Source organism: Desulfovibrio sp. (assembly GCF_018379785.1).
Lineage (GTDB): Bacteria > Desulfobacterota > Desulfovibrionia > Desulfovibrionales > Desulfovibrionaceae > Desulfovibrio.
Genome location: NZ_JAGZUV010000002.1, coordinates 1 through 13,996, shown reverse-complemented (window position 1 = coordinate 13,996; position 13,996 = coordinate 1). Strand labels below are relative to the sequence as shown.

General features: G+C 49.0%; 21 protein-coding genes and 1 other RNA gene. 19 read left to right on the top strand and 3 right to left on the bottom strand.

Annotation, left to right across the window (positions count from 1 at the left end):
• Nucleotides 1-203 precede the first annotated feature (203 nt).
• On the bottom strand, nt 204-1,430 hold the full coding sequence (locus tag KH208_RS00540; protein WP_291432923.1) for an MFS transporter: 1,227 nt from the start codon (nt 1,428-1,430) through the stop codon (nt 204-206).
• A gap of 197 nt (nt 1,431-1,627) precedes the next feature.
• Between KH208_RS00540 and KH208_RS00535 the strand changes: the two genes are divergently transcribed.
• From KH208_RS00535 to KH208_RS00515, 5 genes are all read left to right on the top strand, one after another.
• Nucleotides 1,628-2,089 (top strand): MarR family winged helix-turn-helix transcriptional regulator, encoded by a 462-nt coding sequence (locus tag KH208_RS00535; protein WP_291432921.1) that lies wholly within the window; start codon nt 1,628-1,630, stop codon nt 2,087-2,089.
• 462 nt (nt 2,090-2,551) lie between these two features.
• Nucleotides 2,552-2,845 (top strand): helix-turn-helix domain-containing protein, encoded by a 294-nt coding sequence (locus KH208_RS00530; RefSeq protein WP_291432919.1) that lies wholly within the window; start codon nt 2,552-2,554, stop codon nt 2,843-2,845.
• Nucleotides 2,842-3,132 (top strand): hypothetical protein, encoded by a 291-nt coding sequence (locus KH208_RS00525; RefSeq protein ID WP_291432917.1) that lies wholly within the window; start codon nt 2,842-2,844, stop codon nt 3,130-3,132. The genes KH208_RS00530 and KH208_RS00525 overlap by 4 nt, the downstream gene beginning before the upstream one ends.
• A gap of 55 nt (nt 3,133-3,187) precedes the next feature.
• Nucleotides 3,188-3,325, top strand: a complete 138-nt coding sequence (locus KH208_RS00520; RefSeq protein ID WP_291432914.1) for a hypothetical protein — start codon at nt 3,188-3,190, stop codon at nt 3,323-3,325.
• Nucleotides 3,326-3,353: 28 nt separating this feature from the next.
• On the top strand, nt 3,354-3,713 hold the full coding sequence (locus KH208_RS00515) for a hypothetical protein (RefSeq protein WP_291432912.1): 360 nt from the start codon (nt 3,354-3,356) through the stop codon (nt 3,711-3,713).
• 17 nt (nt 3,714-3,730) lie between these two features.
• On the opposite strand, the gene KH208_RS00510 is transcribed toward KH208_RS00515, so the two are convergent.
• Complete coding sequence (locus KH208_RS00510; RefSeq protein WP_291432910.1) at nt 3,731-4,375, bottom strand: hypothetical protein; 645 nt, start codon at nt 4,373-4,375, stop codon at nt 3,731-3,733.
• Nucleotides 4,376-4,412: 37 nt separating this feature from the next.
• On the opposite strand from KH208_RS00510, the gene KH208_RS00505 reads away from it, so the two are divergent.
• From KH208_RS00505 to trbJ, 5 genes are all read left to right on the top strand, one after another.
• Nucleotides 4,413-4,486, top strand: an RNA gene (locus tag KH208_RS00505) — hammerhead ribozyme type II.
• Between the two features lie 202 nt (nt 4,487-4,688).
• Nucleotides 4,689-5,717: a helix-turn-helix domain-containing protein gene (locus KH208_RS00500; RefSeq protein WP_291432908.1), complete on the top strand. Its 1,029-nt coding sequence runs from the start codon at nt 4,689-4,691 to the stop codon at nt 5,715-5,717.
• A 23-nt stretch (nt 5,718-5,740) separates the two neighbouring features.
• Nucleotides 5,741-6,130 (top strand): TraK family protein, encoded by a 390-nt coding sequence (locus KH208_RS00495; RefSeq protein WP_291432906.1) that lies wholly within the window; start codon nt 5,741-5,743, stop codon nt 6,128-6,130.
• Nucleotides 6,131-6,859: a conjugal transfer protein TraL gene (locus KH208_RS00490; protein ID WP_291432904.1), complete on the top strand. Its 729-nt coding sequence runs from the start codon at nt 6,131-6,133 to the stop codon at nt 6,857-6,859. It begins immediately after the preceding gene.
• Between the two features lie 40 nt (nt 6,860-6,899).
• On the top strand, nt 6,900-7,700 hold the full coding sequence (gene trbJ, locus KH208_RS00485; protein ID WP_291432903.1) for a P-type conjugative transfer protein TrbJ: 801 nt from the start codon (nt 6,900-6,902) through the stop codon (nt 7,698-7,700).
• 4 nt (nt 7,701-7,704) lie between these two features.
• Here the strand turns inward: trbJ and KH208_RS00480 are convergent, their stop codons facing one another.
• Nucleotides 7,705-8,091, bottom strand: coding sequence for a hypothetical protein (locus KH208_RS00480; RefSeq protein WP_291432902.1), 387 nt, complete (start codon nt 8,089-8,091; stop codon nt 7,705-7,707).
• Between KH208_RS00480 and trbL the strand changes: the two genes are divergently transcribed.
• From trbL to KH208_RS00435, 9 genes are all read left to right on the top strand, one after another.
• The gene (gene trbL, locus KH208_RS00475; protein ID WP_291432901.1) at nt 8,057-9,205 is read left to right on the top strand and encodes a P-type conjugative transfer protein TrbL; all 1,149 of its coding nucleotides are present in this window, start codon (nt 8,057-8,059) and stop codon (nt 9,203-9,205) included. The two genes, KH208_RS00480 and trbL, sit on opposite strands and share 35 nt — an antisense overlap.
• A 106-nt stretch (nt 9,206-9,311) precedes the next feature.
• On the top strand, nt 9,312-9,605 hold the full coding sequence (locus KH208_RS00470; RefSeq protein WP_291432900.1) for a hypothetical protein: 294 nt from the start codon (nt 9,312-9,314) through the stop codon (nt 9,603-9,605).
• A complete protein-coding gene (locus KH208_RS00465; RefSeq protein ID WP_291432899.1) occupies nt 9,592-9,897 on the top strand; it encodes a hypothetical protein in 306 nt (101 codons plus the stop codon). Before KH208_RS00470 ends, KH208_RS00465 begins: the two co-directional genes overlap by 14 nt.
• 18 nt (nt 9,898-9,915) lie before the next feature.
• Nucleotides 9,916-10,179 carry a hypothetical protein gene (locus tag KH208_RS00460; protein WP_291432898.1) on the top strand — a complete coding sequence of 88 codons (264 nt, stop codon included), beginning with the start codon at nt 9,916-9,918 and terminating at the stop codon, nt 10,177-10,179.
• A 92-nt stretch (nt 10,180-10,271) separates the two neighbouring features.
• On the top strand, nt 10,272-10,520 hold the full coding sequence (locus KH208_RS00455; RefSeq protein ID WP_291432897.1) for a hypothetical protein: 249 nt from the start codon (nt 10,272-10,274) through the stop codon (nt 10,518-10,520).
• A 4-nt stretch (nt 10,521-10,524) separates the two neighbouring features.
• Nucleotides 10,525-11,517 carry an HNH endonuclease signature motif containing protein gene (locus tag KH208_RS00450; protein ID WP_291432896.1) on the top strand — a complete coding sequence of 331 codons (993 nt, stop codon included), beginning with the start codon at nt 10,525-10,527 and terminating at the stop codon, nt 11,515-11,517.
• Nucleotides 11,518-11,796: 279 nt separating this feature from the next.
• A complete protein-coding gene (locus KH208_RS00445) occupies nt 11,797-12,984 on the top strand; it encodes an HNH endonuclease signature motif containing protein (protein WP_291432895.1) in 1,188 nt (395 codons plus the stop codon).
• Nucleotides 12,956-13,237, top strand: coding sequence for a hypothetical protein (locus KH208_RS00440; protein ID WP_291432894.1), 282 nt, complete (start codon nt 12,956-12,958; stop codon nt 13,235-13,237). Before KH208_RS00445 ends, KH208_RS00440 begins: the two co-directional genes overlap by 29 nt.
• A gap of 83 nt (nt 13,238-13,320) precedes the next feature.
• Nucleotides 13,321-13,848 carry a hypothetical protein gene (locus KH208_RS00435; protein ID WP_291432893.1) on the top strand — a complete coding sequence of 176 codons (528 nt, stop codon included), beginning with the start codon at nt 13,321-13,323 and terminating at the stop codon, nt 13,846-13,848.
• Nucleotides 13,849-13,996: the final 148 nt, after the last annotated feature.

Here is a 13,996-nt window from a genome sequence, read left to right as displayed (position 1 = left end):
CTCAGCCTGTCGTTGCTGTCGTCATCCATAGCGCTGCTGTCCTTATTATCCGTACGGCTCCCGCGTCGCCTGCCCCCCCGCTTTGCCCGCCAACGGCCAGCGTCGGAAGCGGGCTTCCGCTTCCGCAGCCGCCGGAGTAAAGTAACATTTCAACGTTGCTTTGCTTTAAACAAGACTCCGGGGAGTGCCTTTAGGGATGACGTTCAGGCCCCGCCGCCCGCAATCCTTCCGTGCAAAACGTAGTAAAGGCCCAGACCGGCAAGCACGGTAAAGGCCAGGGACTGATACATGCCGCCATAGCCCAGGGAGGGGACGAGAAAACCGAAAATATAGGGCCCCAGGCCGATGCCCAGATCGAAAAAGATGAAAAAGGTCGTGGTGGCCTGGGCGAAACGCGAACGCGACACCAGTGAAAGCGACACGGCCTGCCCCACGGACTGGAAGTTGCCGAAGCCCATGCCGAGCACCAGGCCGGAAAGCAGCAGCATCCAGCTGCTGTGCGCGCGGGCCAGCAGGATCAGGGAAAGCGCCGTCAACAGCAGGATGGGATAAAAAATGACGTTTTCGCCGTGAGTATCGAACAGGCGGCCCGTCAGGGGGCGGGTAGCCAGGGCCGCCGCGGCATACAGCAGAAAGAAGAGGCTCGCCGGACCTGAAAGAGAGCGCTCGGCGGCAAAGGAGGTCATGAAGGCCTGCACGCAGCCGTAGCTCAGGCAGACCACCAGAGCCACCAGGGAAAAACGCACCACGCGCGGGTCAATGTAGCTGTTGAGGCTGAAGAGCGAGCGATGCCGGTGAGGCATGGAGGGCAGGGCCGCCAGTCCGAAAAAAATGAGCAGGCAGGCCAGGGCGATGCCCACATTGACCTGCATCAGCGCCGCATAACTTATGCGGTTGCTCAGGCTGATGCCGAGAAACGGCCCCAGGGCCAGAGCCAGAGCCGTGCTCATGCTGAACAGGCTCACGCCGAGCCCGTGGTGCCGCTGCGGGATCGCATAGGCCACAATGGTTCCCGTGGCCGTGCCGATAACGCCGACGCCGACGCCCGCCCAGAGGCGTTGCGCGAACAGCCAGGGCAAAGAATCCACCAGGAAAAAGCCCGCGATGCTGGCAGCGTACAACACGATCCCGGCGAAGAGAACTGCCCGGCAGCCGAAAAATGACAGCAGATTGCCGGTGACGAAACGCCCGGCCAGGCAGCCGATGACCATAATGCCCGCTGTGAAACCCGCCGTGCTCAGACTTGCCAGATAAGCCTCTCTGGCATAGGCGGTGCTGGTGACGAAGATCAGATAGTAGGCCGTCATGATCAGAAGGTTGATCAGCGTCACTACATTAAAGTTGCGATTGCAAATCTCCCGCAATGCCCCCCCGGCCTCCACGTTGGATACGCCCGCCGTTTGCTTGCGGCGGATGCGGCGATCAGGCATCTCATCCCTCCTGTTCATAAAAATCGTTGCGGAGGCAACGATTATGTGTTTTCTCTCTCGTGTCAAGCAGAGGTTTGGAGCTGTCGCCCGGCCCGGCAAGGATTTGCCCGCCGTAAACGAGCATTTCAAGCGTTAACTGCTTTAAAAGACAGCGGGGACGGTCCGGCAATTCCCGCAACAGCATCCGGGAGCGTACTTTGGAACTGACCTGCAAATGGATCACCCTGGCCAACCGCTATTACTACATGTATCTCGCCAAGGCCCTTGCGCCGTACGGCATCAACACCAGCCAGTATCTCTTCATTGCGGTGCTGTGCAGAGAGCCGGGCATCACCCAGGACAAGCTGCCCGAGCGCATCGGCATCAACAAGAGCAACGTGACGCGGGTGCTGGCGCAACTGGAGCGGGCAGGCTTCATCCGCCGGGAAAGCAATCCGCAAGACAAGCGCACGACCACCGTGCATCCGACGCAGCGGGCCTATGAGGCATACCCGCATATCATGAAAGTCGTTGAGGAGTGGGATGCCGCCGCCACCAGCATGTTTTCCGAAAAGGAAAAACAGACGTTGCGGGCGCTGTTGCGGCGCCTGGCGCAATCCGCCGGAGAATACAGAAGGCAGGTCGAAACGCGCATCGGCGACGAGGATGAGGAGGGCTGAAAAAACAGGAAGGAATCTGAGTACTCAGATTCCTTCCTGACTGATGACAAACCCCGCTTTGCGTGGTTTGCGCCACCAACGGCGGCTTAGCCGCCGGGTGGAAAGGCACGAAAATCAGTCGCTTAACGGCGCGGCAAAGCCGCGACCTGCTCCTGATTTTCGGGGCTGCCGACGTTGTCAACCACCTGGAAGGAATCTGAGTACTCAGATTCCTTCCAGGGCGGACCTAAAGCGGATTCCCTTTGAAACGCTACACGTTTCAAATGTAACCATACACTAAAAAGAAGTTAATAAAAAAAGAGTGTTACGCCTATCAGGTGTGGCGCTCTTTTTTTATTATCAAATCATTGCTAGTCAAATGCGACTTATTGAAATTATTGGATTTTTTTGAATTTCAGCAAGCAAAGAGTAGTTATGCATACTCTGGCAGACCAGCAGAAGCCCGGAGAGGAGAATTTTTAGATGGAAGCCTTTTCTGAAACCTATGCCCGCATTCTGGAAGCTACGGGTTGTGGCGGGCAAGCGGATTTGAGCCGATGGCTTGGAATCCCCCAGGCGCTTATTTCCGACAGCCGCCGCCGTGGGGAGGTCAGGTCTGAAATTCTGCTGGCACTCCTGGAACAGTTCAACGTGAGCCCGCAATGGGTCCGCACAGGAGAAGGGGAACGGCACTTTATTATTTCTGCGGATAAGATCGCTTCTTTGTACGGAATGAAACTTTATTCGCCCCGTCGGACGGATGGGAGGGAACAATGAATAAGGAAATGATGAACGTCGAAGCCACATGTGATTCTGATTTCGACATTGCTGCCACTTCCAGAGTGACAAACATCATCCCGTTCGCGTGCCGAAAAGATCTGTTCAGCGTCTGTCTCGAAGACGGGTGGAGCATCAGCATGGATCGCAAGTTGCTCCGGGACAAGGACATTCGGATTGGCGATACGCTGGAATATTCTCGCATCGGCGATGTCAATCCCCGCGTCATACAACGACGCACTCGTTACCAGTGTCATCATGGGCCTTCGTCGGGACTATCTATGTAAATGCGAAGCAGCGAGCTGCGTTAGTATAACAAACTCTCTTTAGCTGGAGGTAGCAATGAACAAGGAAGTAATGAACGCTATGGCCACGGATGCCTTTGCCCAGGCGCAGGAAGGCTTCGCCGTGCCGCTTGATCCTGACCTGGCGGATGCTCTGGGCGCTTTCATGGAAGAGGCGCTGCCGTCTGAACTGTAAAGATCAGTCGTGAACAGGGGGAACAGCAATGGGAGTCGCTACCCAATACTGGATTCGTGAGGACAATAGAACCCTGATACGCGCAAAAGGGTTGCGCGAAGCAGTCAAAAAGGCTGAGCAGGGGTTTTATGCCCTTTGCGATGGAGGGCAGGTCTGGTGCGTCGCGGACACCATCCCTAATCTGCTGCGCCAAATTACACACTCCACAGAGAAAGACCTTAACGCTCTTGAAAAAGCATTGTGTGATGAAAACTACGTTTATTGGCGGATTTATCCCGTTTCAAAATCTTTTGTATGTGATTTTTGGCGATTTCATCAACAATATAATAGAACAGTAATTTTCCCTAGCTATCGAATTGAGGATGGCCATGTACTCTTTGAAGGATAAAAATACGTTTCCCGCCTTCACAGATGGGATTGTGCACCAAGCTCTCTTAAACGCTGTTCAAGGAAGGGAAAACGAAAGTTTCTGCCGGGCACACCTTTCCGTCTGCACTCCGCCGCAAGTAATTGGCGAAGAGTCTCAACGCCAGGGCGGTATGAGCATGTCGTACCTACCGCCTTGTTCAGCATACGTATTTCCCACTCTTGCGGTTCACGCTGTGGATTTTGCCTCAAGGCACTACGAACATCCAGCAGCGGCCCATCCTTTTTTTTCCAGAAAAAAAGCAGCAGTGAAATGGCTGTTATCATTTCGCGATTCCCTGGGGCTGCTCGTATTACTCCCTGTTCGCCGCCTTCGCCTGGACGAGGCTGCCGAACCTGCGCACCCAGCCCGTAAGGATCAAAATATCCCGGATCAGCAATGGGCCTGCCGATCCGGTTGCTCTCATACGTCAGTTCGCCGCCGCAACTCGGCCCCGTACACAGCGTGCCCTCGCCACTCTCGCCTACATACAGAAATTCAAAATATTCTCCTTCTAAAGGATTCCCGCAGCAGCAACGGAGGCGCTCACCAGGAGCAAGCCTCGAATGCCATACGCATCGGACAGTATGCGTCGCCACAAATTTTTTCTTGGCCTCAATACCGCGCAGTTTTGGGGCAGGCATGCGGAACCTCCGAAGTTACATCTAGTTATGACACAAAAGGCGAAACGCTGGCGCATTTGCGGCCAGCGTCGTCGTGGGATTGGAGCCCACGGCCTGACGAGCCAGCCGCCCGGATCAACTCAAGCGCGGGAGCGTATTTGAGAAAAGCATAGGCCCAGAAAAGGCAAAAGCCCCTGTGCTACCAACACAGAGGCTCATCTGCGGGGAGTATCCGCAAATTTTGTGGATTAACTCTAGCCAAAAGGCTTAGCGGCGTCAAGCTCCGCAGTTCTGTTTTACGCTCTTTTCTTCGGTCTGTCTGGGAGTATCAGACATGGAAACCTTTATCCCACGAGGTCGGATCACCGGCCCTATTCTGCCATCATTCGTGCTGCGGGAAAACATCTCTCCCGGCGCAAAGATGCTTTACGCGCTTCTTTGCAATCACGCCTCTGATAAAGATCACTGCTGGCCTTCCCATAGGTTTCTGGCCCAGGAGTTGGGCTACTGCGTTTCAAGCATCAAAAACTGGCTGGGCGAACTGGTGCGCGCCCGGCTGTTGGCCATCCGCCGCGCGGCCTATCGGTCTTCCACCTATGTGCTGCTGCGGCCCCGTACCGGGGCGGCGTCCACTGCCTCCGCCGCCCCGGTCAGGAGGGAGACAAACTTTGACTACCCCCAGGCAAACTTTGGCTACAGAAATAATTCTAGGAAAAATCTAGAAAAACTTCCCCCCTACCCCCCAACGGCTGAGCGGCATGATGGGGGCCACGGGTACGGACCCAGCCGGAAACGGGGTGGGTGGGATTTCCTTTCGGCCAATTCCATTTTCGAGCGCCTTTGGGCTGCCTATCCGCGCAAGGAGGCGAAAGAACTGGCCCGCTCCGCGTGGCATCGGCTCTGGCGGCATGGAGAGGTTCCGGTCCTGGATGTTTTGCTGGGAGCTCTGGATCGCTTCCGGGCTTCCGTGAGCTGGAGTAAGGAGCATGGCCGTTTTGTGCCGCAGCTCGTGAACTGGCTCCGTGGTCTGCGCTGGCTGGATGAGGTGCCCGAGGCCCAGGCGTCGCCGGTGGGTGAGCAGGCCACGACGCCGGAGAAAACGGAACAGGTTCAACGCTGCATGAAACGCCTGGAGGATCAGCACCGTGCTGATCCGGCCCTGGAAGCTGCACGGCCAGCCTTTGAGGCTTTCCTGTCGCGCTTTGCCGATGGCCAGCGGAAACGCGGCCCGGCCTGGGGCCTGTGGTCCTTGCTCCACCGTCAGGGCAAAGCCCCGCATGCGGGTGAGGCGGATACGGCGATGGGCATTCTGGATTTCCTCAAGGACTGGTCTTTCAGGCCCATGAAAGAAGCTGCGGCTTAGAAAAGCGGCATTGAGACGTGGTTATGCAATACGGCATGGGTTATGTGGAATTTCTATCCTTGAAAAAGGAGATAGAGGCAATGTTGTCCGACGGATACAGGTTTGCGGCAATATACAGAAAACTTGTTTCCGGAAAGAAGATAACAATGAGCTATACCACTTTCTCGCGCTATGTATCCGGTCGATATTTAAAAAAAGAGGGCAAAAAAGACGAAAATGCGGTGCCCGATTCTGGCAAATCGGCAACTGCGGCCCTTCCAGCGGTTCCAGGGCAAGCGAACCCCCCGGCCACGTCTGAGCAAGCGAGCCCCCCAGCCAGGAGCGGACCCCGTGTTGCCAGCGTTAAAACAAATGAATTTGGTAAGCTGGATACCGACTATGATCCCATTGGATTAGATAAGGAGAATCAATAAATGGCAACGATCCATTTCATTTTGCAGGGCAAGGGCGGCGTGGGAAAATCCATGGTCGCGTCCTTTCTGTATCAGTCGTTGCGGCATTTCGGCAAAGGCGTGATCGCCTACGACACGGACCCGGTCAATGCCACGCTGGCGGCTTTCAAAGAGTTCAATGTCACCACGCTCGCCATCATGAGGGACGGCAACATTGACGCCCGCAAGTTCGATGCCCTGCTTGAGGCGCTTGTAACCGCCCCGGAAGGTTCGCACGTCATCGTTGACAACGGCGCTTCCTCCTTCATCGCCCTGGGCGCATATCTGCAAGAAAATGATGTGCTGTCGCTCCTGGCCGATGCCGGGCACACGGTCTTTTTCCATTCCATCATCACAGGCGGCCAGGCCCTGGGCGATACGATTCAGGGACTTGTCCAGCTGGTGCGGGGCTTCCCCGATTCTCCGCTGGTGGTCTGGCTTAATCCCTTCTTTGGAGAAATTGCCATCGACGGCATGACCTTTGAGGATTTCAAAATTTACAAGGACCACTCGCAGCAGTTCCACGCGCTGATCCGGCTGCCGGAAGGCAACAGGGCGCTGATCGGCAAGGACCTGGAAGACCTTCTTGCCAAGCGCCAGAGCTTCGAGGCGGGGATCAACGGCAGCTCCACTTCCATCGCGGTGAAGGCCCGGCTGAAACGATACTGGAACCAGCTTCTTTCCTGCGTTGAGCAGGCGGATATTCTGTAGGCGGTGGCCTGAACCGTTGGCAACTCCAGGGAGAAAAGCCATGAGAATTTCTTTGTCGATGATTTGTCTTCTGACTCTTTCCGCTCCTCTGAACGCCCATGCCGGAACGGTATACTGCACCAATTGCAGCACGAGGGTGACGCAGGCCATTGAGAAGGCCACCAGCCTTGAACAACTTAAAACGCTGCTCAAGGAATACGACGAGGCTATTGAGCAGACCGCCGCCCAACTCCAGATGGTGCAACAGAACATCGAGCAGTACACCAATATGGTGCAGAATACCGTTATGCTGCCCGCGAACATTATTCGGAAGATTTCTTCCGAACTCTCCAAGGTCGGCCAGATCACGGGCGCTCTGAATACCCTGCGTAACGATGTGGCCGGGCTCGGCAATGTCTATGACGCCCTTTACCAGACTCAGGACGAGTTCAAACAACTGGCCGGTCTGCCCAAGAACATGCTTTCCCAGGGCGGCGCTACCTACCGGACCAATTGGGACAGTTGGAGCCGCCGGGTGGACGAGTCCACCAGGGCGACTTTCCAGCTCTCAGGAAGCCAACTCAAAGACCTGGAAGAATCCGGCGAACTGGAAGCCTACATGAATGAGCTGCTTTCCTCCCCAGACGGCCAGCAAAAGGCCCTCATGGCCGGGAATCAGCTTGCGGCGCTCCAGATACAGGAAGCCCGCCAACTCCGGGAACTCATAGCGACTAAGGTTCAATCGGACTTGGCGGGCCAGGTGAAGCGGGAAAAAGAGGAGCAGTATTCGGAAGAGATGTCGCGCGCCCTGCTGAACAAGGACGGCTTAAACCTCAAACCTGTGGATGATCCAGCGTTCTAGAATGTTAACGCAAATATTTCTGCGCCTCTTCTTCTGTAATACGGTTGTATATCCATTGCTTGCGTTTTCCACCTGCGGTTGGCCCTTCAAGTATAATTTTATCTTTATTCACAGATATAATTTTATAGTACCATGTATCGAACATTTCTTTAATTTCTTCATAATTTTTAAATTTTATAATAAATATATTATTTTTTTCTTTTACAAAAATTTTTTCAGGATTTTTTTTACCATGTCTAAATGTATTATTACTAATCATTATTACATCGTGTTTTCTAAGTAAATTTATTTCTTCACTCAACCAATAACCTTTTATATCATCAAATGAAGCAGAAATAGAATAACAAGGTGACATTATGAGCAAAATTAACGCTAAGAAAATACTTTTCATTATGTTTATCCTCCTGGCAGTTTCTATACTATTCTCTGATATAGCTTTTGCTGTTGATTCTGACATCATAAACAAAATTGTCAAGTCATTTGCGGATAAGACAGAAAAATGGACTGAAGTTGCAAAGAAATATGCAAAAAATCTTTTTTATTGGTGTGCTGTTTTAGAAATTGCATGGCTTGGCATCAAGATGTCCCTTGGTGGTGCAGACATCAGAGAAACCTTCAAAAATTTTTGCATCACCGTTATGACATGCGGATTTTTCCTGGCTGTCATCAATAATTATCATGAATGGTCACGCCAAGTTATTAGAGGATTACTCGCAATATCTGGAGAAATGGGCAATATCCAAAATGCTTCTGATAATGCCTTTAAGTTGGGATTAGATCTTTGCATTCAAATTTATGAAGTAATTGAAGATATAAGTATCATGTCGCAAGCTGCTATCCTCTTAGGCATGCTTGCTGCGCTGTTTATTGTAATTATCTGTTTCTGTCAGATAACGGCACAAGTTATTTTTATTAAATGTGAAGCGTATGTCGCCATGCTGGCCGCGTGTATCCTCGTAGGCTTCGGTGCGTCGTCATTCATGCGGGATTATGCAATGAACGTCCTTCGGTACATTCTGGCCGTCGCCTTCAAGCTCTTCGTCATGCAGCTCGTCATAGGCATCGGATACAGCTTCATGAAAGAGGCCATTACGCCAAAAGCCGACTTTTACACGGTGTGCATCATCATCGGCGTCGCCATCGTTCTCTATGCCCTAGTCAAACAACTCCCCGACACGGTGGCCGGGATCATCCAGGGCTCACACGTCAGCTCCGGCCAGGCGCTGACCTCTACGGTCATGGCTATGGGTGCAGGCATGATGGGCGCGGGCATGGCTATGGGCTCCGGCGTGGCCAATGTGGGCCGGGCCGCCCTAGCTGCCAAGGCCCAGGGCGCGGAAGGCGTGGGCGGCATGGTCAGGGGCACGGCCAGCAATCTCTGGAACGCCACCCGTGAAGCCGGTCATAACAAGGGAGAGCGCAAGGGTAGTGTCGCTTCATCGCTACGGGCGCGGATTGAAAGCGCGCGCACGGAAGCAGCCAAAAGTCAGGACAAAAAGGACTGAGCCCATGAGTAAGAAAAGTTCCCGGTTAATCTGGTTCGGCTCCTCGACTTGCCGGACACGCAAATAACAACTGAGCCTTGCGTGACTCTAACATAGGAGGTGAATCATGGAAACTACGAATGTAATATCGGAAGAAATAGACCTTAAAGCCATCATAGGGGAAATAGAGGAGTATTCAGATGAACAGGAGGAGATGGGTAATAAATTTATCGAAGACGGCGAGCGTAATTTAAGGAGAGGAATACTCATACTCAATATTTCTTCATCTTTACGAAGAGTAGTTGGAATTGGTATCAAAGTAGAATGCGAAGACGATAAAAAGAGTTATATTAAAATTCTGAAAAACTGCATTACAAACATCAAGAAAAACAAAGGAGAGAATGCCCATGTCTCAGATTGACTACCTGAAATTCAATGAGGAGCTTTTTGATCAACTTGAGCGCCTCGGCGATAAAAACCTGATCGGCAAAGCCATGAAAGCAGAGCTGACCCGTTCCCAAAGGCTCTGCCTCAAGGCGGAGCTCACGCAGCTGATCCATGAAAGCATGCTGCTGCATCAGAAGATCAGGGATGAGTCCCCCATGCTCTTGAGCCGCCATCCTGACATTGAAGATTGGTTCCAGTCTCAACGTAGATGCCTGGAAAGGCTGCTGCGCAACCTGGAACAATCCGACACGCTCCCAGCCGCCTAATCGCAAGGAGACAAACACATGGCCAGGAACAAGATCATCAATCTTAATGATCACCTCTTTGCCCAGTTAGAGCGCCTTGGTGACGAAAGCCTGAAAGGAGACGCCCTTTATGAAGAAATCAAGCGCTCGGCGGCTGTGACCAATGTTTCCGAGCAAATCATCAAAGGTGGCGACCTGATGCTGCGGGCAAGAATTGCTGCGGATAACACCATCCGAGGCGACCAAATACTTCCAGCCATACTTGGCGGGGACTTCGGCCCAGACTCGGATACACGGCAATAAGTTTGCGCAGCCACATGCTCCCAAAGCAATTTGAAAACATGTGGCTGCGTCAGAGCCTACGGTCAATCTTTTTCTTCACATGGAGTTATTCAATGCAGACGACCGCAAAATGGAAGGGTCACCAGAAGAAAGCCAAGTCGCATCTAAAAAAGCAATTGGAGCGGCTGGAGAAAGAACCGCTGGATGGAGAGAATTTACAGGCAGAGATTGACCGCACAAAGGCAATCAATAAAGCCACCAAAAAAGTTATATCTGTTTGCAATCTGCTTGCACGGGCTAAATATCAATCAAATAATCTTTTGATCGGAAGTAAAATATTGCCGGAGATTCTTGAGGAGTAATACAATGCCTAAAATTGTATATACACAAGAAATGATTGATTTTTTGAGGGACAGAGTAGATGAAATGAGATTTAAGATGCTGACAGACGCTTTTAACTCTCACTTCAATCTACATAAAACTGTTTCTCAGGTTAAATCATTGTGTGTATATCATAAAATATATAGAAAATGTCTTTATACGCAAGAAATGATAAATTTTTTGAAAGAAAAAATAAAAGAACTTTCATTTGATGAATTGGCAAAATCTTTTAATAAAAACTTTGGGACTCGTAAATCCCGTCGCACGATACAGACTGCATGTTTTCGATATGGGATTAAACGTGATCGATTTGTATTCACAGAAAAAATGACAAATTTTTTGAAAAAAAACGGAAAATCAAATTCACGGAATGAACTTAGAATTATTTTCAATAGTGAATTTAATCTGGACATATCATTGAATGCACTTTCACAAGCTTGCAATAGGCATAGAATTTCAACAATATTAACAAAAGAAAAGTTCACAGATGAAATGATTGAGTTTCTTAAAAATCATTCTGGGAATGATGAAATTAACTTCAATGAGCTTACACAAAAATTTAATACCAACTTCGGAACACATAAAACAGTTGTAAAGATAAGGAGCGCATGTAATCAGCGTGGGATAAAAAATGGGAGGATGTTAAAACCAATAGGTGCAGAAAAAATTTCAGAAGGTATAATTTTTGTAAAAGTGGCTCACCCTGATAAATGGAGGATGAAACATCATCTTTTATGGGAACAAAAAAACGGCCCCATACCAAAAGAATGCTGCATCATTTTTGCGGATGGAGACAAAACAAATTTTGCCGAGGATAACCTTCTCAAAGTGAGCCGTGCAGAGAATTTTCATTTGACACATCGCAAGTTAAGATTTTTTGATCCTGAATACACAAAAGCTGGATTAAATATTGTTAAAATATTGATCCAAGCAGAAGAACGCCAAAAGGAAATCGATGATGAGGAATCAAAGAAATAGAATCAGTCGGAAGAAGCCTGAATTGCTTTTAGACGACATTTACAATTCTGATGATCCGGCAATCACAGAATATCAGTCCAAAAAGTTAGCCGCTGGCGTGAACTTTGAACATCTCGCCATATATGTCGCCTGGAAGTTCAAGCACCTCCTCTCGCCCCAGATGCAGAAAATCCTTGAAGCCCAGCACCCAAGGCCGGAAAACGTTTAACAATTTTTATGTAAATATTTTTTACAATAAAAAATTATTTACATAAAAATTGTAACATATAGTGCTAAAAGATGAATAGCGGCAAATTCTACACAGACGAAATGATAGAATTTATACGAGAGAATGCCCCAGGGCTCTCTCAAAAGGAATTGACGGCATATTTCAATAACCACTTTTCCACAAACAAAACTGTCAAACAAATTGCCGCAGTTTGTGGAAAACATAAAATACGCAGCTATACAAACTCATTCTATACCGATGAAATGCTTAATTTCTTGCGTGAAAATATTGCAAAAAGCAATCACAAAGAACTGACAAAAGAATTTAATAAGAGATTTAATACAAATAAGACAGTTCAACAGATCGCATCAATATGCGCACGACACCGAATCCGCAGCATACGAAAAACAATTTATCCTAATGAAATGCTTGATTTTTTACGAAAAAACATAGTCGGCACAAGATACACAGATCTAACAAATATGTTCAATAGTCGATTCAATACAACTATAAAAGAAGATTCCATAAAGAGACTTTGCAATGAAATACTTGGAATTAAAAATATGCTTGGACGTACCGCATATTCAGAAAAGATGATTTCTTTTTTGAAAGAAAATGCCGATGGAAAATCCCATAAAGAGCTTACAGACTTGTTCAATACAACATTTGAAACAAATAAGACAGTCAAACAAATCAGGGGAATGTGCGCTAAAAATAAAATATGCAGCAATACAAAATCTTTTTATACTGAAGAAATGATCACGTTTTTGCGGAATAATATTCATATAAAATCTTGGGATAAAATAACTGAATATTTTAATACTGAGTTTTGCGTAAATAAAACAAAAAAAGAAATACAATATGCTTGTGGTAATAGAGGAATATTCCCACATGGTTTTTTCCAGCGTGGAGAGCGGCGGTCATTGGGAACTGAAATTATTAATGATGGCTATGTTTATGTAAAAGTAAAACATCCTGACGTTTGGATCGCAAAACACAGAATGCTGTGGGAACGAAATAATGGCCCATTACCAAATGGATATTGTGTTATATTTGCAGATTGTAATACAAGAAATTTTGATGAATCAAATCTAATTAAAGTAAGCAGAGAAGAGCTTTCATATTTAAATTCTCATAATTTAAGATTCAATAATCCAGAATATACAAAAGTCGGCATCAATATCGTCAAAGTCATTATCAAAACAAAAGAACGACAAAAGGAGTTAGACAATGAAAAATCAAAGAAAGAGAATCAGTAGGAAGAAGCCTGAATTGTTTCTGGACGATATTACGAATTCTGACAATCAGGAAGTGAATCGCTACATGAAAACGGCTTTTAATGAAGAAAATGGAAAAGTGGATTTCTCACTGCCTGAAGCACAAATACAAAGAGAAGTGGCTAACGCCCAGGAGCGCGCCCTGATCCGCCTCGCCTGGAAGTTCAAGCATCTCCTCTCGCCCCAGATGCAGAAAATCCTTGAGGCCCAGCACCCAAGGCCGGAAAGCGTATAACAATTTTTATGTAAATATTTTTTACAATAAAAAAATATTTAAATAAAAATATTCTTCCATATAAAAATAATTAAGGAGACTCCATGAAAAAACGCATTCTGTCCCTTCTCTGCGTGGCATTCCTCCTGCTTCCCCTGCTGATCAGCGTGCCGATGCCCGCGCATGCGGCTGTCTCCAAGGTTTTTTCCAGTCCGCCGGAGGGTTCTGATTTCGGTGATTGGATGGTGGTCACAGGGCCGGGCTTTGACGGGGCTTGTCTCAGTTACATGCTCGAAAACATTCCCATCAAGGCCGAAAGGCTTCAGATCGCGTTCCCGTCCTCCCCGGAGATGATTGAGTTCCACCAGGGAAAGATCATCCGCTATATGGGACTGATTTATGGCCCGTCTTCCGTGAATCTGAAAAACATCCGCAAGGTGAGATTCACGCCGGAAAGGCAGCCGAAAACCATGGGAGGCGACAAGGACAAGGCGATTGCCGTCTATTCGCTCAATACGGATATGGGCGACGAAGCCCTGACCATTGAGGCTCTTACCCTCTGGCTCAATGGCAAAAAATGCAAGCTGGACTATTCGGCGCGGGAAAAAGAATACATCCTGCGCTGCAAGTAATCGACCTGGACAGTCAGGAGCCATTCCATGAAAAAACGCATTTTAAGCCTTTTTGCAGCGCTGCTTTTCCTCCTGCCTCTTCTGGCGTCCTCTCCGATCCACGGCGCTGACGCCACCAGCTTTGACCCCACGAGGGTGGAGGTCAAGG